Here is a 23,196-nt window from a genome sequence, read left to right as displayed (position 1 = left end):
CCCACCCCTCAGAACGGGAAGCGGGCGGCCCACCCATGTCGGCTACGATTTCAAGGTTCGAATACGACGACAGACGCCCCGAGACCCGGCGCCCGTCACCCCACGTAGCGACTTGGGAGCAGCCCGCGATGGCTCGACACCTCATCACCAGCGCCCTTCCGTACATCAACGGAATCAAGCACCTGGGCAACATGGTGGGGTCCATGCTCCCGGCGGACGTGTACTCCAGGTACCTCCGCCAGCGCGGCCACGACGTCCTCTACATCTGCGCGACGGACGAGCACGGCACCCCGGCCGAGCTGGCCGCGAAGGAGCAGGGCCTGCCCGTGGCGGACTTCTGCGCGCAGGCGCACGACGCCCAGAAGGCGGTCTACGACGGCTTCGCGCTGGCCTTCGACTACTTCGGCCGCAGCTCCAGCCCGCAGAACGTCGAGATCACCCAGCACTTCGCCCGCAAGCTCAACGAGAACGGCTTCATCGAAGAGCGCGCCATCCGCCAGGTGTACTCGCCCGCAGACGGCCGCTTCCTGCCGGACCGCTACGTCGAGGGCACCTGCCCCCACTGCGGCTACGACAAGGCCCGCGGCGACCAGTGCGAGAACTGCACCCGCGTCCTCGACCCCACGGACCTGATCGAGCCCCGCAGCGCGATCTCCGGCTCGACGGACCTGGAGGTCCGCGAGACCAAGCACCTCTTCCTCCTCCAGTCCAAGCTCCAGCGCGAGGTCATGGAGTGGGTCGCCCGGCACGACGGCGTCTGGCCGCACCTGGCGTCCTCCATCGCCCACAAGTGGCTGACGGAGGGCCTGCACGACCGCGCCATCACCCGCGACCTGGACTGGGGCGTCCCGGTCCCCGCGGACACCTGGCCGGAGCTGGCGGCCGAGGGCAAGGTCTTCTACGTCTGGTTCGACGCCCCGATCGAGTACCTCGGCGCGACGAAGGAGTGGTCGGACCAGGACCCGGCCAACCGCGACTGGAAGTCGTGGTGGTACGACGTCGACACCGACGTCCGCTACACGCAGTTCATGGCGAAGGACAACGTCCCCTTCCACACCGTGATGTTCCCGGCCACCGAGCTCGGCATCCGCGAGCCGTGGAAGAAGGTCGACTTCGTCAAGGCCTTCAACTGGCTGACGTACTACGGCGGCAAGTTCTCCACCTCCCAGAAGCGCGGCGTCTTCACCGACCAGGCCCTGGAGATCCTCCCCGCCGACTACTGGCGCTACTTCCTGATCGCCAACGCCCCGGAGTCGGACGACTCGTCCTTCACCTGGGAGCACTTCACGGCGACGGTCAACAAGGACCTGGCCGACACGCTCGGCAACTTCGTCAACCGCGTCCTGTCCTTCTCGAAGAAGCGCTTCGGCGAGGAGGTCCCGGCGGGCGCCGAGGCCGGTGAGGCGGAGACGAGGCTGGGCGAGCAGATCGCCGAGCTGCTCGCCGAGTACGAGCAGCACATGGAGACCCTCCAGTTCCGCAAGGCCGCCTCGGCCCTGCGCGCCCTGTGGTCCGCGGGCAACTCCTACCTGGAGGAGAAGGCCCCCTGGCTGGAGATCAAGACCGACAAGGACGCCGCCGCCCTCACCCTCCGTACGGCGATGAACCTGATCCACCTCTACGCGGTGGTCTCGGAGCCCTTCATCCCGACGACGGCGGCCGCCATGCGCCAGGCGTTCGCGCTCAAGGACGACACGGCGACCTGGGTGAGCGCGGACGAGGCCCGCTCCCTCACCTCCGTCCCCGCCGGCACCCCCTTCACGGTCCCGCCGGTCCTCTTCGCCAAGCTGACGGACGAGGACCTGGAGACGTACAAGGAGCGCTTCGGCGGCGAGCCGGCACCGGCATAGCTCTCAGGTACCGACGCCCGGACGCCCTGTTCTGAGCGGTACGGCAGCGCCCCGCACCTGGTGACCATCAGGCGCGGGGCGCCTGCGGTTGAGGAGTCAGCTCCCCGACGCGTACGCCACGAAGTCCGCCCAGGCCTCCCGCGCCAGCGCAAGGCGCGGGCTGGAGTCGCGGTACTTGGAGTCACGGACGTGGATGGTGCCGGGGGTAGTGGCAACTTCGACACAGGAGTCACCTTCGTTCCCGTCGCTGTAGCTGCTCTTGAACCACGCCAGTTCGGAGGCGTCCCCGGCGGGGGCCTTGCGGATCATGTTTCTCCAAGCAGTTGTTCGATGAAGGCCAGCGACTCCCCCGGCGGGAGGGCCTGCGCCCGGATGGTGCCATACCGCAGCTCAAGAATGCGGAGCTGCCTCGGGTCTGAGATCGGCCGCCCGTTGAACGCGCCATCGGAGCGTCCCACGGCCGTTCCGTCCTCGAACTTCAACAGTTCGATCTTGCCGTCCAGGCCCGGATGGGTCTCGCGGTGCGTCGGCATCACCTGGAGGGAGACGTTACGCAACCGCCCTACGCCCAACAGACGTTCGAGCTGCTGCCGCCACACCATTGTGCCTCCGAGCGGCCTCCGGAGCGGCGCCTCTTCCAGGACGAAGCTGAGGGCGGGCGCAGGGTTCCGATCGAAGATCGACTGCCGAGCCATGCGAGCGGCAACCATCCGCTCGACCTCCTCCTCCGAGTACGGAGGTTGCCGTGACTCGAAAGCTGCCCTGGCGTGCTCAGGCGTCTGCAACAACCCGCTGATGCTGTGACACACATACACCCCGATCTCAACCGCCCGTGCCTCGACCTCCGCCAGATCCCGCACCTTCTTCGGATACCGGACCTTCGCCACGTCCTCCTTCATCGCAGCGAGCAGCCCACCCGCCCCCAGTACCTCGTCCGCCCTGTCCAGGAACTCAGGCCGAGGAATCCGCTTCCCGCCCTCGATCTTGTAGACGAGGTCCTCCCCGTAGCCCACGGCCTTCCCGAAGTCGCCGGCGCGCATCCCCACGGCCTCGCGCCGCAGCTTCAACTGCCGCCCCACGGTGGCCACGACGGCCACGCCCCACTCGTCGTCCGGGTCGACCTCCCACCCCGGCTCGTCAGCTTCGGTCCTCAGCCGCCGAACCTCGCCGTCCACCGACATGCGCGCCCCTTCGTCGTACCGCCTTGTCCCAGCCACGCCCTACCCGTACGCCTCGCCCCGACAAGCCCGGACACCGCCGGACAAGCACTGGACAGTCACCGTACGCAACCGCGACGTGACGCCTCACGGTAAGCACATCCGGCCACGCTGAGTGACGTGAATCCGAAGCTCCCCCCATACGACAGCCGCATCCGCAACTTCAGCGTCCTGCTGTCCCCCACACCCCGAGGCGCCCGCCTCGCCCGCCTGCTCACCGTGGGACAACTCCGCACGTGGGACATCCCGTTGGACCCGACGCAGCTCATCGTGGCCGAGCTGGCCAACAACGCCGCCACCCACGGCCGCGTCCCCGGCCGTAGCTTCCGGCTCCTGCTCTCCGTCGTCGGCGAGACCCTCCGCATCGAGGTCACGGACACGCGCGGTGACCGGCTTCCGCAGCACCGCCTCGCCGACCCGACCGACGCATCGGGCAGTGGTCTCACCCCTTTGTGGCCGCTCTGGCCGACCGCTGGGGCGTGATCCCGGGCCTGCCACCCCGTAAGACGGTCTGGGCCGAACTCACCCTCACCGCACCGCCATCACCGGAACACCACGGCCCACGCTCCGGCCGGACCTGCGCTCCCTATGAACCACCCACCGGGGAGAAAGCACCCCGCCAAGCCCCACCCCTCCCTCCCGCAGGGCGGGCTCACTCCCGCGAGTGAATATGCCCAACTGGGCTGGATTTCGGCCCGGTTGCCTGCCTTACGCTCAGCGCCAGCAGCACACCACAAACCCCAGACATGCGACGGCCCTCGCCGGGACTGGCATCCCAGTGCGAGGGCCTGACCACCGAGGAAGCAGGACCTTCCCGATGGACACCGAAAACCGTAGCGCGCCCGCGCGCGCCGAGTCCCGTATCCCGGCGAAAAACCACCCCGATGAGCACCGCACCGCCGGTGTCGTCCACGACCACGTACGCCACACCGAGAACTTCACGGTGATCGGCAACGACCTGGCCCAGCACCCGGAGCTGTCCCTGCTCGCCATCGGACTGGCCTGCTACATCCAGTCGGTGCGACCCGGCACCGCCGTCGACATCAAGACGCTCGCAGCCCGCTTCCCCGAGGGACCCACTCGCATCGCCGCCGCCCTGCGGGAACTGGAAGCCCACGGCTACCTGCGCCGCAGCCGCGAGCGCACCACCACCGGCCGGATCGTCACCCGCACGGTCTCCTGCAACAGGCCCGGCCACCGAACCGCCGCCCGGGAGGCACCCACCCGCAGGTCCGCCACCCGGCGCACGTCCCTGGACGAGCCCGCGCCACGCAGGCGCCTCCCCGCCGTCCCCCAGCCCTCGTACCCCGCCCCCGCCCTCCTCCAGACAGCCGTCGACGTCCTCGCCGGCCTCCGTCGCCAGGACCCCCGCCTGCTCCTCTCCGCCACCGATGCCGAGCACCTCGCCCCGGGCGTCGCCGCCTGGCTGGAACGCGACCTCACCCCCACCGCCGTACGCCACGCCCTGACCGCGAACCTGCCGGACGAGCCCTTGATCCGACCCGCCTCCCTCCTCGCCCACCGTCTGAGCGCCCAGCTCCCGCCGCCACCGCCGCTGCGGCCCCCGGCCTCGCCGGTGCCCGAGCCCCGCCATCCCCTTCGGACCTGCGAGGGCTGCGACCGCGCCTTCCGGGCCCCTGCTCCAGGCCGCTGCCGCGACTGCCGAGCCGACCGATCTCGCGGAGGCCGCCTAGCATGAGAGCGACGATCCTTGCCCCTGGGCACAGACGACGAGGAGCGAGCGCCATGACCATCGCACCGGACAACGCGCGGCAGGGCGCCTCTCGTCTGTACCGGGCCATGCGCGACTTCGTGGAGTCCACGGACGGCACCCTCCCCGGCAAGTTCGAGATCACCAAAGAAGGAATCGTCCTCGACATGATGTCGCCTGTGCGGCCGCACGAGCTCACCGCGCTGCGTCTACGGAAGCGCCTGGAGCAGGTCATGCCCGAGGAGATCGTGGCTCACACGGGCGAGCCCGACGTAGAGATGGAGCCGGAAGGCATCATGCGCCGCCCCGACATCATGGTGATCGCCGAGGCGGACATGGAGGGAGAGGGAGCCTTCGATCCTCGCACGCTCATCGCCGCCGTCGAGATCGTCTCCCGCTCCAACCCGGACAACGACTGGGTCACCAAGATGCGCGACTACCCCTTGATGGGCATTCCCGTCTACGCCGTCTTCGACCCCCGCACCGGCACCGGCGCCGTCCTCAGCGACATCCACTCAACGCCCGACGGCCCCCGTTACGCCACCCGCAAGGACTTCGTCTACGGCGAGGACGTCACCATCTCCGACTGGACCATCTCGACGCAGAATCTGCCGCGCTACCAGGTCGGGGACAGCGAGCAGCACTGAGCGACCGTGACCGGCGACGGCTGGCTTCCGGTGGTCGCGGAGATCCGCAAGGCTGCCGTGAATTTTTCGGCCGACTCGTGGTCAATCCGCGCGCATCACGCGGATGTTGTCCATTGGCTTGGCATCGATCGCGCCTCACCGGCACCATGCCCTCCGCCACGAACGTATGGTTTCCGCCATGGCAGTCCCTGAGGTCATCCCGATCGCCTACGAACCGCACGGCCGCACCGAGGCGATCGGCCGTTACGCGGACGGGCAGTTCCTGGGTTCGGTCACCTACGCCTTCCCCAAGGGATTCGTCCTCGACGCCGGCTGGGAAGAGCACAAACGCCTCTACGCCGTCCTCCACACCTTCGACGCCGACGGCAGGCACCGCGACTCGGAGATCTGGTGCGCCGGCAGCTGGGCCGAGCAGCAGCGCGACCCGGGGAGCCCGGACTCCGTCGTGGCCCGTGCCCGCGTCCACCTCGCGACCCTGCTGCGCAGCCTCCCGCGGCGCACGTACACGGACATCGCGATACGCCCCTTCCAGCTCACCTTCGAGAACGTGCTGTTCGGGATGGTGACCGGGGAGGACGAGGGCGAGCCCTGGGCCGAGCTCTACCCGGACCAGCTGGGCTTCGGCGCGCCCTGGGACGGTTCGTACGACACCTGACCCTCTGCGCCTGCTTGTACCCCTGTGCGGTGCGGCTCCCGAAGCGCTATACATGGCGAAGATCATGTGAATCCGGTGGCTTGCCGGGACATGACCAGACATCGAAGCCGATGCGTGGGGGGATTCCATCCATGGCACTGTTCGGGAACGCGCACACCGTCGACCAGGGGCAGGCGCAGCAGGACTACGCGCGTCTGCTGGGCCACGGTGAGCAGGTGCACGCCGCTTACCTGCTGATACGGGACACCATCCTGTTCACCGACCGCCGTCTCATCCTGGTCGACAAGCAGGGCATCACCGGCAAGAAGGTGGAGTACCACTCCATCCCCTACCGCAGCATCACGCATTTCGCGGTGGAGACCGCGGGCACCTTCGACCTGGACGCCGAGCTGAAGATCTGGCTCTCGGGTTCGGCGACGCCCATCGAGAAGACGTTCACGAAGGGTGTCGACATCTACGAGGTGCAGGCGATCCTCACGCAGTTCGTGGCCAGGTAGCCCGCCTCCCGCCGGTCGCGCCCGGGTCGTCCGCCCGGCGCGGCCGACGGCGGTCATTGCGCGCCGCGGCTCCGGCCGCACGCCATAATCGGCGCACGATGATCCCGCACCGCCGCCATCTGCCCACCGACGTCCTCAGCCTCGGCGCCCGCTACCCGCTCGTCCTGGCCGGCGAGTGCGCGATCCGGGCCCACGGTCTGACCCAGCGGCCGTCACACCCTGCCCCGGCGCGGGAGCCGGGTGGCGAACCGCTGGAACTCCCGGGCGGGGAGCCCTTGGCGGAGCCGGGGGAGGACCGGGTGGCGAGGAACCGCCGGGCGTCGCACGGCGAACCGCTGGAAGTGGCGACGCAGACCCCGCAGCCCATGGACCGGATCGCGGCGGTGATCCGCGCCGGCCTGACGGAACGGGGCTGGCTGGTGCGCGTGTTGGAGACCGACCCGCTCTCCGCCCGCCTGCTCGTGACGGACCCCGACACCGGTGAGGAACGTACGGTCGACCTCCTCAAGGAGACCTTCTGGCGGCCACCGGTCACCACCGACCTCGGCCCGGCCCTCGCGCTGGAGGACCTCATCGGCACCAAGGTCCGCGCCCTGACCGACCGGGGCTCGGCGCGCGACGTCGTCGACGTACACCTGGCCGCCCCCGGCTGGAGCTTCCCCGACCTGGAGGAACTGGGCCGCCGCCATGCCTGGGACGAGTTCGACCCGGCGGACCTCCAGTCCCGTCTGGAGGCGACGGAACTCCTGGACGACAGGGAGTTCACCGCCCGAGGCCTGCCCGAACCCGCGCTGCCGGCCCTGCGCCGCTGGGTACGGGCCTGGGCGGACGACATCGCCGAACGCCTCCTGGAGGAGGAGGCCCTCGGGCCACCGCCGGAGGAGTGACGGGACAGCCCTTCACCTGCGTGAACACCGCCCCTTCCGGCCATCGTTCCACTGATAGGATCCGGCCACTTGTGCGAGGGCACGGGCCCTCGTAGGGGAGGGAAGTTCACGTGGGCAGACACGCCCCGAGACGGGGCGGTCGGGCCGTCCTCGTCTCCGCGCTCACGGTCGCCGTCGCGGCCGGATCCATCACCTTGTTCTCCAGTACGCGGGACAACGGCGCCCGGGCCGCCACCACGACGTCGGCCGGCACCACCGAGATCGTCCTGGACGATCCACGCAACGACACCACGCGCTCCGACCGGCTGCTCTCGGCCGGCGAGACCGGGTTCCTGCACCGCCAGGCCGGGGTCGCCGGGCTGCTGTGGACCGACTACGACGACGGCACGACGGTCACCGTCGAGGGCCCGTCCGGCGTCTACAAGCCGACCACGACCAGTTGCTGGGACATCTCCGCGTACTGCGCCTCGGGCATGTACGGGCAGGCCACCGACACCGTGGCGCTGCCGCACATCACCTACACGGACCCGGTGTCGCTGTGGCGTCCGGGCGGCGGCGCGCTGCGGACCGTCGACACGGGGTCCACCGACACCTACGTCGGGACGTACGGCGAGACGGTCGTCGCGGCCGACTTCCAGGGTTCCTTCAACGGTGAGCCCCTCGACGGCACCTGGCTGCACCTGTTCGACCTCGTCGACGGCAAGGTGCGCCAGCGTCCGGTGCTGGGCTACCCGTCCCAGCAGTCCTGGTGGAAGGACAACGCCCGCACCGGTGACGAGACCGGCATGCTCCTCGCCCACCCCAACCTCGACGAGATCGGCGACATCGAGTCGTACTCCGTGGGCTATGTCGACTTCGCCACCGCGCAGTTCACCACGGTCTTCACCGGTCTGCCGGGCAAGCCGGAGCTCGTCCTCACCGACGACCGCATCGGCTGGTACACCGCCTCGGGCGGCCTGCATCTGAAGCCGCGCGCCGGCCTCACCGCAGAGGAGACGGTGCCGGTGGGCGCGGGGATGGCGTTCGACGGCCATCCGACCCTCGTCGGCGACTGGCTCGTGCTCACCTCCCCCATCCGCGTGGCCGCCTACTCCCTGACCGACGGCACCAACAAGACGCTGCTGACCAGGTCCTACGGCACCTCGCTGGCCACCCCCGACGGCAATGCGCTCGTCACCGGCGGCACCGGCGCGAGCGACTGGTGGATCCAGCGGGTCTCCCTGGGCACCGACGGCGCCCCGCGGCTGGAGAAGCTGTACAAGGTCGCGCCGTACGAGAACGCCAAGACCGGTCTCGCGATCAGCCGCGGCACCCTGCGCGTCGCCGAGGACAACCCGAACAGCGGCTCCGACACCACCTCGCTGCGCACGCTCACCACCGAAGGCGGCACCCAGCTCACCGCGTCCGCCGCCACGGACAGCGCCACGATCAGCCCGGAGTGCCCGTACCCGGGCGCCGTCTGCTCGGCACTGTGGGGCATGCACGACGGCGACAGCTCCAGGGACGTCTACCTCGACACGTACTACGACGGTGACGAGGGCGGCAGCGGCCTGTCCCACGCCGATGTGCTGGTCTCCATCGGCGGCCAGCGCATGGAGTTCCCCACGGAGGGCGGCGCCATCGTCGACGTCTCCGACGACTACGCCGTCTACAACTCCGGCGGCTCCACCCCCGCGCAGTACGTCGGCGAGTTCGGTCAGGGGCAGCTGCTGAAGCGCTCCATCCGCGCCGCCGCCCTGAGCGGCCCCACGCTGTGGAGCGCCACCACGACCACCGGCAAGCTGACCTCCTACAGCCTCACCGAGAACAAGACCCTCGCCACGGTGACCGTCCCGGGTCTGGCCTGCGTGCCGAGCGAGCTCCAGACGGCCGGCCGCTGGCTGTACTGGGCGTGCGGGAACGCGTCGGCCGGGGTGTACGACACCAAGGCCGGTACAGCGCGGCCGGTTCCCGCCGGTGACGTCCTCCTCGGCGACGGTTTCACCGTCCGCCACGACCACGACGCCGACCAGCTGGTGCTGACCGAGGCGGCCACGGGCACCACCCGTGTGATCGCCTCCCGGCTGCCCGACACGGGCCTCGCCCAGGACCGCCGCTTCCGCTGGACCCTCGACGAGTACACGGGCCTGGTCGCCTGGTTCGACGCGTACGAGCAGACGCACGTCGCCACCACCGGCGTCGCCCCGTCCGCGCCGACGGCCCTGCACTCGGACGCCGAGGACCACGCGTACCCGCCCGGCTCGGACCCCTGGAACGGCCTGTGGTTCCTGTCCCGCCCGGTGACCTCCTGGTCCCTCACCTTCACCTCGGTCCAGAGCGGCGCGAACGGCAAGGCGACCCGCACGGTCACCGGCGGTGCGAGCACGGGCCTGGTGGAGGCGGCCTGGAACGGCAGGACGGCGAGCGGCGGCTACTTCCCGAACGGCGAGTTCACCTGGGCCCTCAAGGCGACCGGCCTCGGCAGCTCCACGGCCGCCACGGTCACCACCGGCGAGGGGTTCCTCACCCGGGGCGCCGCCGTGCGCCGCGACCACACCAGCCCCGACGGCCCCGACGGCCGCGGCGACCTGCTCACCCTGAACTCCTCCGGCGGCCTGACCTTCCACAGCGGCACCGGCACGGGCAAGGTCAACTCCAAGTACACCGGCACCGGCTGGGCCACCACGATCATGGCCGTCCCCTTCGGCGACCTGAGCGGCGACCGTTGCAACGACGTCCTGGTCCGCTACAGCAGCGGCGCCCTGCGGCTGTACAAGCCGGGCTGCGGTTCGGCGGTCAAGCCGTCCACGTCGTACACCACGCTGGCGAGCAGCGGCTGGACCCAGTACAACGCGCTCACCTCGCCCGGTGACGTGAGCGGCGACGGCCGCCCGGACCTGATCGCGCGCAACTCCTCCACCGGCGCGGTCTACCTCTACAAGGGCACCAGCGACGGCAAGCTGTCCGCGCGGGTGAAGCTGTACGACAACTGGAAGGGCTACCGGAAGATCGTCGGCGTCGGCGACATCACCGGCGACGGCAAGCCCGACCTCCTCGCCCAGGACACGGCGAACACCCTGTGGCGCTACGACGGCAAGGGCGACGGCACCTTCGCCGCCCGCGTGAAGGTGTTCGGCGACTGGGGCGGCAGCTACAACGTCGTCGTCGGCATCGGCGACATCACGGACGACGGCCGCCCGGACCTCGTCTCCCGCGACACCAGCGGCAACGTGTGGCGCAACAGCGGGGACGGGAAGGGGTCGTTCGGTTCGCGGGCGCAGATCGCGAGCGGCTGGAGCGGCTACAAGTTCCTGTCCTAGCCGAGGACGACATGGAAGTGGCTCGGAACCGGTCCGGTTCCGAGCCACTCACCGTCAACGCCCGTTTCGGCCTGCCGCCTACTTCGGCTGCGGCTTGCGCACCGACAGGTGCAGCTCCTTCAGCCGCGCCTCCTCCAGCTCCGTCGGCGCGCCCATCATCAGGTCCTGGGCGTTGCCGTTGAGCGGGAAGGCGATGGTCTCGCGGATGTTCGGCTCGTTGGCGAGGAGCATGACGATGCGGTCCACGCCCGGTGCGATGCCGCCGTGCGGCGGGGCGCCGAAGCGGAAGGCGCGCAGCATGCCGGCGAACTTCTCCTCGACGGTCTCGCGGTCGTAGCCCGCGATCTCGAAGGCCTTGAGCATGATCTCCGGCTCGTGGTTACGGATCGCGCCCGAGGACAGCTCGACGCCGTTGCAGACGATGTCGTACTGCCAGCCCAGGATGTCCAGCGGGTCCTGGGTCTGGAGGGCCTCCAGACCGCCCTGCGGCATGGAGAACGGGTTGTGCGAGAAGTCGATCGCGCCGGTCTCCTCGTCCTTCTCGTACATCGGGAAGTCGACGATCCAGCAGAACCGGAAGACGCCCTCCTCGAAGTGCCCGGCGCGCTTGGCGGCCTCGACGCGGACCGCGCCCATGATCTTCGAGACCTCGTCGAACTCGCCCGCGCCGAAGAACACGGCGTGACCGGCCTCCAGGCCGAGACGCTCGGTGAGGACCTTGATGTTCTCCTCGGTGAGGAACTTCGCGATCGGGCCGGTCAGCGAGCCGTCCTCGGCCACGCGGACCCAGGCCAGGCCCTTGGCGCCCTGCGAGACCGCGAAGTCCCCGAGCTGGTCGAAGAACTTGCGGGGCTGGTCCTGGACGGCCGGGACGGGCAGCGCGCGCACGTGCTTACCGGCGAACGCCTTGAACTCCGAGCCCTCGAAGACGTCGGTGATGTCGACGAGCTCCAGCTGGGCGCGCAGGTCCGGCTTGTCGGAGCCGTACTTCAGCATCGCCTCGCGGAACGGGATCCGCGGGAACGGGGACGTGACGTGACGGCCGCCGCCGAACTCCTCGAACAGCTCGGTCATCAGCTTCTCGACGGGCTGGAAGACGTCCTCCTGCTCGACGAAGCTCATCTCGATGTCGAGCTGGTAGAACTCGCCCGGCGAACGGTCGGCGCGCGCGTCCTCGTCACGGAAGCAGGGCGCGATCTGGAAGTACCGGTCGAAGCCCGAGATCATCAGCAGCTGCTTGAACTGCTGCGGCGCCTGCGGCAGGGCGTAGAACTTGCCCGGGTGCAGACGGGACGGGACGACGAAGTCGCGGGCGCCCTCGGGGGAGGTCGCGGACAGGATCGGCGTCGCCATCTCGTTGAAGCCCAGCGCCGTCATCTTGTGCCGGATGGCCGAGATGACGGCCGTACGCAGCATGATGTTCTTGTGCATGCGCTCGCGGCGCAGGTCCAGGAAGCGGTACTCCAGGCGCCGCTCCTCGTTGACCCCGTCCTCGGCGTTGATCGTGAACGGCAGCGGGGCGGCCGCGCCGAGCAGCTCCACCTCGCCGACCTCGACCTCGACCTCTCCGGTCGGCAGGTCGGGGTTGATGTTCTCGGCGCCGCGGGAGACGACCTTGCCGTCCACGCGGACGGTCGACTCCTTGGAGAGCTTGTCGAGGGCCTCGTACGCGGGCGTACCGGGACGGGCGACGAGCTGCGTGATGCCGTAGTGGTCGCGCAGATCGATGAAGAGGATGCCGCCCAGGTCGCGCCGATTGTGCAGCCAGCCACTCAGCCGGACGTCGGTGCCGACGTCAGAGGAGCGGAGCTCGCCGCAGGTGTGGGACCTGTACCGATGCATCGTCGTTCATCCAGTCTTCGCGGATCGGGGGGCGTGTTTCACGTGAAACTTTCCGTGAAACCTCACCCAAGCCTACCGGGGACCCCAAGATCGCCTCCCCACCATTTCCCCGCGCCCTTCGGCCCGCTCCCGATCAGATGCCCCATACAGCTTCGGTGGCAGCGTGCGATCACCTGTTCTTAAAGTGGGGCAATGCGCACTGGTGAGCCCCTGCCCGCCGTGGGGGAGGTCCTCGCCGCCCTCGCGACCGGGCTGTGGCACTGGAACACCGCCACGGGACTGGTCACGGTCGACGCGGAGGCGGCACGGCTGCTCGGGCTGCCCGCCGAGCAGGCCACTCTCAGCCAGGCCCAGGTACGCGCCCGGCTGCATCCCGTCGACTGGAACGAGATCACGGGTGTGATCCAGCTCGCCGTCGCCGAGGGCACGCTCGGCGAGGTACGCGTGCGGATCATGGACGAGCGGGGCGGGGTCGTCCGGGTGGCCCGCAGCCGCTTCCACGCGGCCTTCGACCGGGAGAAGCGGGCGTACGAGGTCATCGGCTCCCTGCAGGAGGTCACCGAGCCCAGGCCGGGCACACCCGCCGGGCGTACGGCGGTCACCGGCGACTGGCGGCGCTCACGGGAGGCGTTCCTGCTGGACGCGGGGCGGGCGCTGGCCGAGGCACGGTCCACGGCGGAGGTGCTGCGGGTCGCCGCCGGCCTGTCGATGCCGGGATTCTCACCGGACGGCCTCGCGGTGTTCGGCGTCACGGGCGATCGCCTGACGATCATCGGCCACCACGGCCACCAGCCCGGCGACGAGAACCCCTTCACACACATGGCCCTGGACACGGACTACCCGGCGGCCGAGGTGGTGCGCACCGGCCGAGCCGTCTACCTCTCCACTCCCGAGCAGTACAAGGACCGCTATCCGGTCACCTGGCCGCTCGCCGCGCACTTCAACCGGCAGTCCTGGGCGTTCCTGCCGCTGACCGTGGCCGGCCGCACGATGGGCGCCTGGATGGCCGCTTTCACCTATCCGGTGGCGTTCACACCGGACGAGCGGTCGGTGCTGACGACGGTGGCCCGCATGCTCGCCCAGGCCCTGTCCCGGGCCGAGGCCGCCGAGTCGGCACGCGAGCTGACCGACGGCCTCCAGCGCTCGATGCTGCCCAAGCTGGGCCCGGAGATACCCGGCATGAGCATCGCCGCACGCTACGTACCGACCGGCGGCGGCCTCCAGGTCGGCGGCGACTGGTACGACATGATCCCGTTGCCCAACAGCCGCTTCGCCCTGGTCATCGGCGACGTCCAGGGACATGACGTCCGGGCGGCGGGTCTGATGGGCCAGCTCCGGATAGCGCTGCGGGCCTACGCCGCCGAGGGCCACCGCCCCGACGCGGTCCTCTCCCGCGCCTCCCGTTTTCTGCACGGCATGACCTTCGGTTCCGTCGACGAGGACCCGTCCGACCTGCGCTTCGCCACCTGCCTCTACGTCGAGGTCGACCCCGCGAACGGCCTGCTGGACATCGCCCGTGCCGGGCATCCGGATCCGGCGATCCGCATGGCCGACGGCACGGTGCTGGCCCGTCCGACGGCCGGCGGCCTCCCCCTCGGCATCGACCCGGACGCCGACTACCCGACGACCAGGATCACCCTGGAACCCGGCGAGACGATGCTGATCTGCACGGACGGCCTGATCGAGACCGGTGGCCACGATCTGGAGTCCGGCTGGAAGCGCATCCGCGCGATCCTGGAGGAGCACGACGGCGACCTGGAGGCCCTCGCCGACGCCCTCGTCCAGGCCGTCCACGGCCCCTCCTCCCACCACACCACCGGCCCGCTCGCCGACCGGCGCGAGGACGACATAGCGGTACTGCTGCTGTGCCGGGAGGGGGAGGGGTGCGGCTGCGGTGCCCCGGCCGTCGTACGGCCGACGATCCGGCGCACGATGCTCACCGTCGCGCAGGCCGAGCCGGAGCGGGTCGCGGCGGCCCGTCAGCAACTGCGGGAGCTGCTGCACGACTGGGCGTACGAGGACCAGGTGGACTCCGCGGTCCTGCTGCTGTCCGAGACGCTCACCAACGTCCTCGTGCACACCGACTCCGACGCCCTGCTGCTCGCGGAGGTGCGCGGCGAGGAGGGGGACCGCCGGTTGCGTGTGGAGGTGACGGACACCAGCGACGACCTGCCGCACAAGCGGCGGCCCGGGGAACTGGCCTCGTCCGGAAGGGGCTTGGTGCTGATCGAGCTGCTGGCGCAGGCGTGGGGAGTCGACCCCCGGGGCGAGGGCAAGAGCACCTGGTTCGAGTTCTACGAGTCCAAGGGCGCGGACGGTTCCGCGGGCGGGGACGCACCGGGGGCCGCCTTGCCCGCGTAACGCTCCCGCAGCTCGTGGACGACCCCGGTCGCGGCGGCGGTGAGCGGTACGGCGAGCAGCATGCCCAGGACCCCCGCCACCGAAGCGCCCGCGGTGATCGCCACCATGACCACGGCCGGGTGCATCTGCACCGTCCGGCTCTGGATCATCGGCGTCAGCACATGCCCCTCCAGCTGCTGCACGGCGAGCACGATCCCCAGCACCCACAGCGCGATGACGAACCCCCGGTCGGCGAGCGCCACCAGCACGGCCACCGCTCCCGAGATGAAGGCGCCGAGGTAGGGGATGTAGGCCCCGATGAAGACGAGCGCGCCCAGCCCGACCGCACCCGGCACGTCGAGGACGAGCAGGCCCACGGTGATGCAGACGGCGTCGATGAGGGCGATCAGGGTGGTCCCCCGCATGAACCCCTCGACCGCCCGGAACGCACGTCGGGCCATGGCCTCCGCGGTGTCCCCGGCCTGACGCGGGACGACGGACCGCAGGGCGTCGACGGCCCGGTGGGAGTCCCGCAGGAAGAAGAAGACGAGCAGCAGCGCGAGCACGGCCATGGCGATGGTCTCGCCGACGACGCTCACCCCGCTGATGACCCCGGAGGCGGCCGTACCCCCGAACTTGGTGAGCAGTTCCCTGGAGTTGGAGGCGAGATCGTCCAACGAGGTACCCGCGGCCCCGAAGTGCCCGGCGAGATCCTGCCCCGCCTGCTTGAGCGAGGTGACGATCTCCTCGCCGCTGTCGACGATCGCGGCGACGACGATGTAGACGGCCCCGCCGACCACGGCCACGACGGCGACGCAGGTGAGCCCCGCGGCCACGGACCTGTTCACCCGGGCCTGCACCAGCCGCTGGTGCAGCGGCCGGAGCAACGCCGTCCCCAGCAGGGCGAGCAGCACGGGCACGACAGCCGTACGGAACTCGTCGGCCAGCCGGATCCCGACGTAGACGACCCCGGCGACGAGCAGCACGACGGCACACCAGGCGGCGAACCGCCGTACGGGCTCGGGGAGCAGCGGGGTGGGGGCCTGCACGACTCCAGCGGACCACGAGCCCGGCGGGGCTGTCGTGTGCGGGCGGACCGGGTGGGTGATGAACGCGGCAGGCCCGAAGCCGCGACCACGGGGTCGCGGCTTCGGGCCCTGGTGGCGGGGCCGCCGTTGCAGGCTGGGGTTACGGACGCGAGGTCAGTTCCCGGCGGGCCCGCTCTCGCTCATGCCGTGCACCGCGGGGATCGTCCCGAGCCGCCCCTTCTGGAAGTCGTCGAACGCCTGCTGGAGTTCTTCCCGGGTGTTCATCACGAACGGCCCGTAGTGTGCCATCGGCTCCCGGATGGGCTGCCCACCGAGCAGGACGACCTCGAGGTCCGGCGTGTGGGAGTCCTGCTTCTCGTCGGCGCGGACGGTCAGCGAGCCGCCGGCGCCGAAGACCGCCGTCTGCCCGAGCTGGATCGGCCGGCGCTCGGCACCCACCGAGCCCCGCCCGGCGAGGACGTACGCGAGGCCGTTGAAGTCCTCCCGCCACGGCAGTGTGACCTCAGCGCCCGGCGCCACCGTCGCGTGGATCATCGTGATCGGGGTGTGCGTGATGCCGGGACCGGCGTGCCCGTCCAGCTCGCCGGCGATGACGCGGAGCAGCGCGCCGCCGTCGGGCGTCGTCAGCAGCTGGACGTTGCCGCCGCGGATGTCCTGGTAGCGCGGAGGCATCATCTTGTCCTTGGCCGGAAGGTTCACCCACAGCTGCAGACCGTGGAAGAGCCCGCCGGACATGACGAGGTGCTCCGGCGGGGCCTCGATGTGCAGCAGCCCGGAGCCGGCGGTCATCCACTGGGTGTCCCCGTTGGTGATGGTGCCGCCACCGCCGTTGGAGTCCTGGTGGTCGAAGATCCCGTCGATGATGTACGTGACGGTCTCGAAGCCGCGGTGCGGATGCCAGGGAGTGCCCTTGGGCTCGCCCGGCGCGTAGTCCACCTCGCCCATCTGGTCCATCATGATGAACGGGTCCAGATAGCGGTAGTTGATCCCGGCGAACGCGCGGCGCACCGGGAATCCCTCACCCTCGAAACCGCTCGGCGCGGTCGTGACGGCGAGCACGGGACGGGCCACGGCCTCCGCGGGTGCGGCGACGCGGGCCAGCGTCAGCGGGTTCTCGACGGTCACTGCAGGCATGTCGGTACCTCCTTGTGCGGCCAGTTTAGTTGAGCATTGAACTTTCTGCCACCAGGAACGCCGGGAACCCGGAGGGCATTCCCTCCGGGCACAGCCGAAGGCCGGCACCCGCGGGGGTGCCGGCCTTCGTCATGAGGACCCGGTGTGTCGGGAAGGGCTCAGTCTTCCAGCAGGAGCTGGGCCCGCGGGGTCAGACGACCAGTTCCGGCCGCTCCTCGGGCGTGCGATCCGCCCCGGCGGTGACGTCCGCCGCCTTCGGCGCCCGCCGGTCGTCCCGCATCACCAGCGTCGCCAGCAGCGCCGCCGCGAGGACACCGACCGCGCTGACCGTGAAGGTGGTGGACATCGAGGCGGTGAAGGCCTCTCGGGCCGCCGCGACCAGACCGGCGTCACCGCCCGCCACCACTCCGGCGATCGAGTGCTTCACCTCGTCCGGCGTCCCCTCGGGCATCCGGTCGGCGAAGCCGTTCGACAGCAGCGAGCCGAGGATCGCGATGCCGAGCGCGGTACCGGCCTGCTGGATGGTGTCGTTCAGGGCCGAGCCCACGCCCGCCTTGTCCTCGGGGATGGTGCCCATCAGCGCGCCGATCGCGGCGGGCATCGCGAGGCCCGCACCGAGACCGAGCAGGCCGAGCGCCACCGAAGGGACGGTGAAGCCGGAGTCCGCCGAGACCGTGGTCAGCAGGGCGAAGCAGGCCACCATCACCAGCATCCCCGCGAGGATCACCCACCGGTTGCCGTACTTCGCGGCGAGCTTGACGCCCACGCCGTTGCCGAGCAGGGCCGTGATCGCCAGGGGCAGGAAGGCCAGGCCCGCCTTGATGGGCGAGTAGCCGAGCACGAACTGCAGGTACTGGGTGAGGACCAGCAGCAGACCGCCGTTGCCGATCTGGACGAGGGCCAGCGAGAGCGAACCGCCACTGAAGTTGCGGTGCTTGAACAGGACCAGCGGGACCATCGGCGACTTGGTGACGTTCTCCCAGATCACGAAGCCGACCAGGGACGCGATCGCCACCACCAGCGTGAGGGTGGAGCGGCCGCCCAGTGCACCGTGCTGCGGAAGCTCGATGATCCACCAGACCAGGGCCGTCATCCCGGCCGCCGACAGCACCGCGCCCAGCGGGTCGGCCTTCTGCCAGGGCGCCTTGGACTCCGGCATCAGCGTCAGACCGGCGACGATCGCGAGCACCACGATCGGGACGTTGATGAAGAAGATCGACTGCCAGGAGAAGTGGTCGATCAGGACACCGCCGAGCACCGGGCTGCCGACCAGGCCGAGCATCGACACCGAGCTCCAGGCGGCCATCGCCTTGCCGCGCTCCTCCTCGTCGAAGACGGTGATGAGGATCGAGAGGGTGGACGGCATGATCAGCGCCCCACCGACGCCCATCGCGACCCGTACGGCGATCACCTCACCGGGGCTGGTGCACCAGGTCGCGGCCAGGGAGGCCGCCCCGAACAGCAGGAGCCCGATCAGCATCACCCTCCGCCGCCCGAACCGGTCGCCGAGGCTGCCGGAGGTGAGCAGAAGACCGGCGAAGACGAGGATGTAGGAGTCCAGGATCCACTGCGTCTGCTGGGCGCTCGCCCCGAGCTCCCCGGTCATCACGGGCACCGCGACGGTCAGCGCCATGCTGTCGACGACCAGCACCAGCGTGCTCAGGCAGAGCACGATCAGGATCCACCAGCGGCGTGGATCACGCATTCCCTTGACGTCCATGACGTTCCCCTCCGACTTCGCGAACACCGTTCCTTCGATGCGAACACTGTACGCATGCCGGAACAGTGTTCGCAACTCTCGATTCCTGTACGCTCGATGCGAACGATGTACGCACAGCGTGTGAAGGAGTGCCGATGGCCGACAGGACGACGAAGCCCAGCCCCCTCCCCTCCGTCTGGGCCCGCCCGCAGCGCGAGCCCGACCAGCCCGCGCTCAGCCGGGCCACGATCGTGCGCGAGGCGATCGTCATGCTGGACGCGGAGGGCGTGGAGGCGCTGAGCATGCGCAAGCTGGCCACCCGGCTGAACGCCGGCGCGGCCTCCCTCTACCGGCACGTGGCGACCAAGGACGAGCTGATGGAACTCGCCGTGGACGAGGTCGCCGCCGAGATCCACGTACCGCAGGCGGGCGGCCCCGACTGGCGCGCGGCCGTCAGCGAGGCGGCGCACTCCTTCCGCAGGACGGCCCTACGGCACCCGTGGCTGTCCTCGGTCCTCGGCCAGGCGGGCCTCGCCTACCTCGGACCCAACCTCATGTCGTACTCGGAGCGCCTGGCGGCCCTGTTCACCGGCGCGGGATTCCCCGATCCCACGGGGGCGATCGACGTGGTGCTCTCGTACGTCATCGGCATGAGCACCACCGAGGCCGCCTGGCTCATCACGGTGGCCCGCTCCGGCGAGACGGAGGCCGACTTCATCGCGCGCCTGCTGCCTGCGGCACAGCAGGCGGTCGCCGGCCACGAGCACCTCGCGCGGGGCTACGCCGAGACCGAGGGGGCGGCCACCACGGATCCGGCCGCGCTGCGGGACGCGAAGTTCACCTCCGCCCTGGAGATCGTCCTCGACGGACTGGCACTGCGTCTGACGCGTTGACGTCAGCCGTACATACGGCGCATCGCGAACTCGACCATCTGCTCGACCGCCTTCGCGTCGAACACCATCCGGTGCTCGCCCTCCATGTCCAGGACGAAGCCGTAGCCGGTCGGCAGCAGGTCGATGACCTCGGCGCCGGTGATGACGAAGTACTTGGACTCCTTGCCCGCGTACCGGCGCAGCTCCTTCAGCGAGGTGAACATCGGGATCACCGGCTGCTGGGTGTTGTGCAGGGCGAGGAAGCCGGGGTTGTCACCGCGCGGGCAGTAGACCTTCGACGTCGCGAAGACCTGCTGGAAGTCCTCGGCGGACATCTGCCCGGTGGTGAAGGCACGCACCGCGTCCGCCAGCGAGGGCGGGGACGGCTCGGGATAGAGCGGCGGCTGCTGGCCGTACCCGCCGACACCGCCCGGCTGCTGCGGCGGGGCGTACTGCTGCTGTGCAGCACCGCCATCCATGGGCTGGCCGTATCCGTACATGGGCGCAAGCGTACCGAGAGTGGCTGCGCGCCGGACCGGGACGGGCGTCCTGGTGAAACCGACAGCGACCCGACAGCCACTTCCCTGGCTTCCCACAGGCACCGCTCATAGCGTCGGCGATGCGGAGGCGAGTGCCGAAAGCGGCAGCACACCAGCGAAGGGACAGCCATGCACCGACACCACGACGACGAGGTCCACGAGCACGACCGGGGTCTGTCCCACGACCTTCCCGTCCTCGCCCGCCGCCGCATGATCCGGCTGATGGTGGGAGCGGGCCTGATCCCGCTGGTGGGGTGCAGTTCCGAGGAGGACACCGCTGCGTCCCCCTCGTCCTCCTCCTCCGCGTCCTCGGCCGACTCCTCCGGCAGTTCCTCCGCTTCCGCCGAGTGCGCGACCATCCCGGACGAGACCGCCGGCCCCTACCCCGGTGACGGCTCGAACGGCGTGAACGTCCTGAAGGAGAGCGGCGTCGTCCGCAGCGACATCACCCGGAGCTTCGGTGACTCCGCGGGCGGCACCGCCGCGGGCGTGCCGCTGACGATCACGCTCACGGTCGTCGACGCCGCCGCCGGCTGCGGCACCCCGAAGAAGGGCGCCGCGGTCTACCTCTGGCACTGCGACCGGGAGGGCCGGTACTCCCTGTACTCCGAGGGCGTCACGGAAGAGAACTACCTGCGGGGCGTACAGGAGGCCGACGACCGGGGACAGGTCACCTTCGAGAGCGTCTTCCCCGGCTGTTACCAGGGGCGCTGGCCGCACATCCACTTCGAGGTGTACGGCAGCCTGGCCGACGCCACGGCCGCCGGCTCGATCACCAGCACCTCCCAGCTGGCCTTCCCGAAGGACGTCTGCGACACCGTCTACGCCACGGACGGTTACGGCGACAGCGTGCGGAACCTGGGGCAGCTCTCCCTGGAGACGGACAACGTCTTCAGCGACGGCCACGAGCAGCAGATGGCGACGCTGAAGGGCGACGCGACGCAGGGCTACAGGGCGACGCTGACCGTTCCGGTGTGACCTGTCACAGATCGCGGATCGGGGTTGCGTCTTATTACTGACGGGTAGCATCATCGTAGCTACTTGTTGGTATGCGAACGAGCGCGAGGATCCACGTGCCTCGCCGACCCTCTACGGAGCCGACGCCATGGGGCACTACAAGTCCAATCTCCGCGACATCGAGTTCAACCTCTTCGAAGTACTCGGACGCGACAAGCTGTACGGCACGGGTCCGTTCGAGGAGATGGACGTCGAGACCGCGAAGAGCATCCTCGAGGAGCTGACGCGGCTCGCGGAGAACGAGCTGGCGGAGTCCTTCGCGGACGCCGACCGCAACCCGCCGGTCTTCGACCCGGAGACCAACACCGCGCCGGTCCCGGCGTCCTTCAAGAAGAGCTACAAGGCCTTCATGGACTCCGAGTACTGGCGGCTGGGGCTGCCGGAGGGAATCGGCGGCACCGTCGCCCCGCCGTCCCTGATCTGGTCGTACGCGGAGCTGATCCTCGGCTCGAACCCGGCCGTGTGGATGTACTCCTCCGGCCCGGCGTTCGCCGGTGTCCTCTACGAGGAGGGCAACGACGTCCAGAAGAAGATCGCCCAGATCGCGGTCGAGCGGACCTGGGGCTCCACCATGGTGCTGACCGAGCCGGACGCCGGTTCGGACGTCGGCGCCGGCCGCACCAAGGCCATCCAGCAGGAGGACGGCTCCTGGCACATCGAGGGCGTCAAGCGCTTCATCACGTCCGGTGAGCACGACATGGAGGAGAACATCCTCCACTACGTCCTCGCCCGTCCCGAGGGTGCCGGCCCCGGCACCAAGGGCCTGTCCCTCTTCCTCGTCCCGAAGTACCTCTTCGACTTCGAGACCGGCGAGCTGGGCGAGCGCAACGGCGTCTACGCCACCAACGTCGAGCACAAGATGGGCCTGAAGGCCTCCAACACCTGCGAGATGACCTTCGGCGACCAGCACCCCGCCAAGGGCTGGCTGATCGGCGACAAGCACGACGGCATCCGCCAGATGTTCCGCATCATCGAGTTCGCCCGCATGATGGTCGGCACGAAGGCGATCTCCACGCTGTCCACCGGTTACCTGAACGCCCTGGAGTACGCCAAGGAGCGCGTCCAGGGGCCGGACCTGGCGAACTTCATGGACAAGACCGCGCCCAAGGTCACCATCACCCACCACCCCGACGTGCGCCGCTCGCTGATGACGCAGAAGGCGTACGCGGAGGGCATGCGCGCGCTGGTGCTGTACACGGCGTCGGTGCAGGACGCGATCGCGGTCAAGGAGGCGGCCGGTGAGGACGCCAAGGCCGAGCACGCGCTGAACGACCTGCTCCTGCCGATCGTCAAGGGCTACGGCTCCGAGAAGGGCTACGAGCAGCTCGCCCAGTCGCTGCAGACCTTCGGCGGCTCCGGCTTCCTGCAGGAGTACCCGATCGAGCAGTACATCCGGGACTCCAAGATCGACACCCTCTACGAGGGCACCACGGCCATCCAGGGCCAGGACTACTTCTTCCGGAAGATCGTCCGCAACCAGGGTGCCGCGCTGAACTCGCTCGCCGAGGACATCAAGAAGTTCCTGGCGCTCGGCGAGGGCGGCGAGGAGCTGGGCACCGCCCGCGAGCAGCTCGCCAAGGCGGCCGTGGAGCTGGAGGCCATCGTCGGTCTGATGCTGACCGACCTCGCGGCCACCGAGCAGGACGTCAAGAACATCTACAAGGTGGGCCTGAACACCACCCGCCTGCTGATGGCCTCCGGTGACGTCGTCGTCGGCTACCTGCTGCTCAAGGGCGCCGCGGTCGCCGCCGAGAAGCTCCCGACGGCCTCCAGCAAGGACAAGGCGTTCTACCAGGGCAAGATCGCGGCGGCGAAGTTCTTCGCGGCGAACGTCCTGCCGGGTGTCACGGGCGCCCGCAAGCTCGCCGAGAACGTCGAGCTGGACCTGATGGAGCTGGACGAGGCCGCCTTCTAGGACTGGTTCCGGCCACTCCTTCCAGG

Annotated in this window: 18 protein-coding genes and 1 pseudogene; 12 read left to right on the top strand and 7 right to left on the bottom strand. The window is 69.8% G+C overall.

Annotated elements, in window-relative coordinates; genetic code table 11:
- Window positions 1-128: 128 nt before the first annotated feature.
- Complete coding sequence (gene metG / locus ACWCPI_RS13235; RefSeq protein ID WP_451038198.1) at window positions 129-1,850, top strand: methionine--tRNA ligase; 1,722 nt, start codon at window positions 129-131, stop codon at window positions 1,848-1,850.
- 96 nt (window positions 1,851-1,946) lie between these two features.
- Here the strand turns inward: metG and ACWCPI_RS13230 are convergent, their stop codons facing one another.
- Window positions 1,947-2,159, bottom strand: a complete 213-nt coding sequence (locus ACWCPI_RS13230; RefSeq protein WP_451038197.1) for a DUF397 domain-containing protein — start codon at window positions 2,157-2,159, stop codon at window positions 1,947-1,949.
- The gene (locus tag ACWCPI_RS13225; RefSeq protein ID WP_451038196.1) at window positions 2,156-3,031 is read right to left on the bottom strand and encodes a helix-turn-helix domain-containing protein; all 876 of its coding nucleotides are present in this window, start codon (window positions 3,029-3,031) and stop codon (window positions 2,156-2,158) included. Before ACWCPI_RS13225 ends, ACWCPI_RS13230 begins: the two co-directional genes overlap by 4 nt.
- A 156-nt stretch (window positions 3,032-3,187) precedes the next feature.
- On the opposite strand from ACWCPI_RS13225, the pseudogene ACWCPI_RS13220 reads away from it, so the two are divergent.
- The 7 genes and pseudogenes from ACWCPI_RS13220 to ACWCPI_RS13190 all read left to right on the top strand — a co-directional run.
- Window positions 3,188-3,609: pseudogene (locus tag ACWCPI_RS13220) on the top strand (ATP-binding protein); the annotation flags it as partial.
- A 275-nt stretch (window positions 3,610-3,884) separates the two neighbouring features.
- Window positions 3,885-4,766 carry a helix-turn-helix domain-containing protein gene (locus ACWCPI_RS13215; protein ID WP_451038195.1) on the top strand — a complete coding sequence of 294 codons (882 nt, stop codon included), beginning with the start codon at window positions 3,885-3,887 and terminating at the stop codon, window positions 4,764-4,766.
- A gap of 47 nt (window positions 4,767-4,813) precedes the next feature.
- Entirely contained in the window at window positions 4,814-5,425 is a 612-nt protein-coding gene (locus ACWCPI_RS13210) for a Uma2 family endonuclease (RefSeq protein ID WP_451038194.1), read from the top strand.
- A 178-nt stretch (window positions 5,426-5,603) separates the two neighbouring features.
- Entirely contained in the window at window positions 5,604-6,080 is a 477-nt protein-coding gene (locus ACWCPI_RS13205; protein WP_451038193.1) for a hypothetical protein, read from the top strand.
- A 131-nt stretch (window positions 6,081-6,211) separates the two neighbouring features.
- Window positions 6,212-6,577: a PH domain-containing protein gene (locus ACWCPI_RS13200; protein WP_019753506.1), complete on the top strand. Its 366-nt coding sequence runs from the start codon at window positions 6,212-6,214 to the stop codon at window positions 6,575-6,577.
- A gap of 98 nt (window positions 6,578-6,675) precedes the next feature.
- Window positions 6,676-7,464, top strand: coding sequence for a nucleotidyl transferase AbiEii/AbiGii toxin family protein (locus ACWCPI_RS13195; protein WP_451038192.1), 789 nt, complete (start codon window positions 6,676-6,678; stop codon window positions 7,462-7,464).
- A 110-nt stretch (window positions 7,465-7,574) separates the two neighbouring features.
- Window positions 7,575-10,763, top strand: a complete 3,189-nt coding sequence (locus tag ACWCPI_RS13190; protein WP_451038191.1) for an FG-GAP repeat domain-containing protein — start codon at window positions 7,575-7,577, stop codon at window positions 10,761-10,763.
- Between the two features lie 78 nt (window positions 10,764-10,841).
- On the opposite strand, the gene aspS is transcribed toward ACWCPI_RS13190, so the two are convergent.
- Window positions 10,842-12,605, bottom strand: a complete 1,764-nt coding sequence (gene aspS / locus ACWCPI_RS13185) for an aspartate--tRNA ligase (protein WP_451038190.1) — start codon at window positions 12,603-12,605, stop codon at window positions 10,842-10,844.
- Window positions 12,606-12,797: 192 nt separating this feature from the next.
- Between aspS and ACWCPI_RS13180 the strand changes: the two genes are divergently transcribed.
- Window positions 12,798-14,966, top strand: coding sequence for a SpoIIE family protein phosphatase (locus ACWCPI_RS13180; RefSeq protein WP_451038189.1), 2,169 nt, complete (start codon window positions 12,798-12,800; stop codon window positions 14,964-14,966).
- Here the strand turns inward: ACWCPI_RS13180 and ACWCPI_RS13175 are convergent.
- The 3 genes from ACWCPI_RS13175 to ACWCPI_RS13165 form a co-directional block, all read right to left on the bottom strand.
- Complete coding sequence (locus ACWCPI_RS13175; protein ID WP_451038188.1) at window positions 14,900-15,994, bottom strand: AI-2E family transporter; 1,095 nt, start codon at window positions 15,992-15,994, stop codon at window positions 14,900-14,902. The genes ACWCPI_RS13180 and ACWCPI_RS13175 overlap by 67 nt on opposite strands.
- Before the next feature lie 153 nt (window positions 15,995-16,147).
- A complete protein-coding gene (locus ACWCPI_RS13170; RefSeq protein ID WP_451038187.1) occupies window positions 16,148-17,128 on the bottom strand; it encodes a pirin family protein in 981 nt (326 codons plus the stop codon).
- 190 nt (window positions 17,129-17,318) lie between these two features.
- Window positions 17,319-18,848: an MFS transporter gene (locus tag ACWCPI_RS13165; RefSeq protein ID WP_451038186.1), complete on the bottom strand. Its 1,530-nt coding sequence runs from the start codon at window positions 18,846-18,848 to the stop codon at window positions 17,319-17,321.
- Window positions 18,849-18,982: 134 nt separating this feature from the next.
- Between ACWCPI_RS13165 and ACWCPI_RS13160 the strand changes: the two genes are divergently transcribed.
- The gene (locus tag ACWCPI_RS13160; RefSeq protein ID WP_451038185.1) at window positions 18,983-19,720 is read left to right on the top strand and encodes a TetR/AcrR family transcriptional regulator C-terminal domain-containing protein; all 738 of its coding nucleotides are present in this window, start codon (window positions 18,983-18,985) and stop codon (window positions 19,718-19,720) included.
- Between the two features lie 2 nt (window positions 19,721-19,722).
- Here the strand turns inward: ACWCPI_RS13160 and ACWCPI_RS13155 are convergent, their stop codons facing one another.
- Window positions 19,723-20,199: an SseB family protein gene (locus tag ACWCPI_RS13155; RefSeq protein WP_003999609.1), complete on the bottom strand. Its 477-nt coding sequence runs from the start codon at window positions 20,197-20,199 to the stop codon at window positions 19,723-19,725.
- Window positions 20,200-20,367: 168 nt separating this feature from the next.
- Between ACWCPI_RS13155 and ACWCPI_RS13150 the strand changes: the two genes are divergently transcribed.
- Together ACWCPI_RS13150 and ACWCPI_RS13145 are read left to right on the top strand one after the other, a co-directional pair.
- Window positions 20,368-21,216 (top strand): intradiol ring-cleavage dioxygenase, encoded by an 849-nt coding sequence (locus ACWCPI_RS13150; protein ID WP_451038184.1) that lies wholly within the window; start codon window positions 20,368-20,370, stop codon window positions 21,214-21,216.
- A 127-nt stretch (window positions 21,217-21,343) separates the two neighbouring features.
- Window positions 21,344-23,170, top strand: a complete 1,827-nt coding sequence (locus ACWCPI_RS13145) for an acyl-CoA dehydrogenase (RefSeq protein WP_451038183.1) — start codon at window positions 21,344-21,346, stop codon at window positions 23,168-23,170.
- Window positions 23,171-23,196 lie beyond the last annotated feature (26 nt).

The organism is Streptomyces sp. NPDC001920, assembly GCF_053594495.1.
This window is presented reverse-complemented; position numbering and strand designations above follow the sequence as displayed.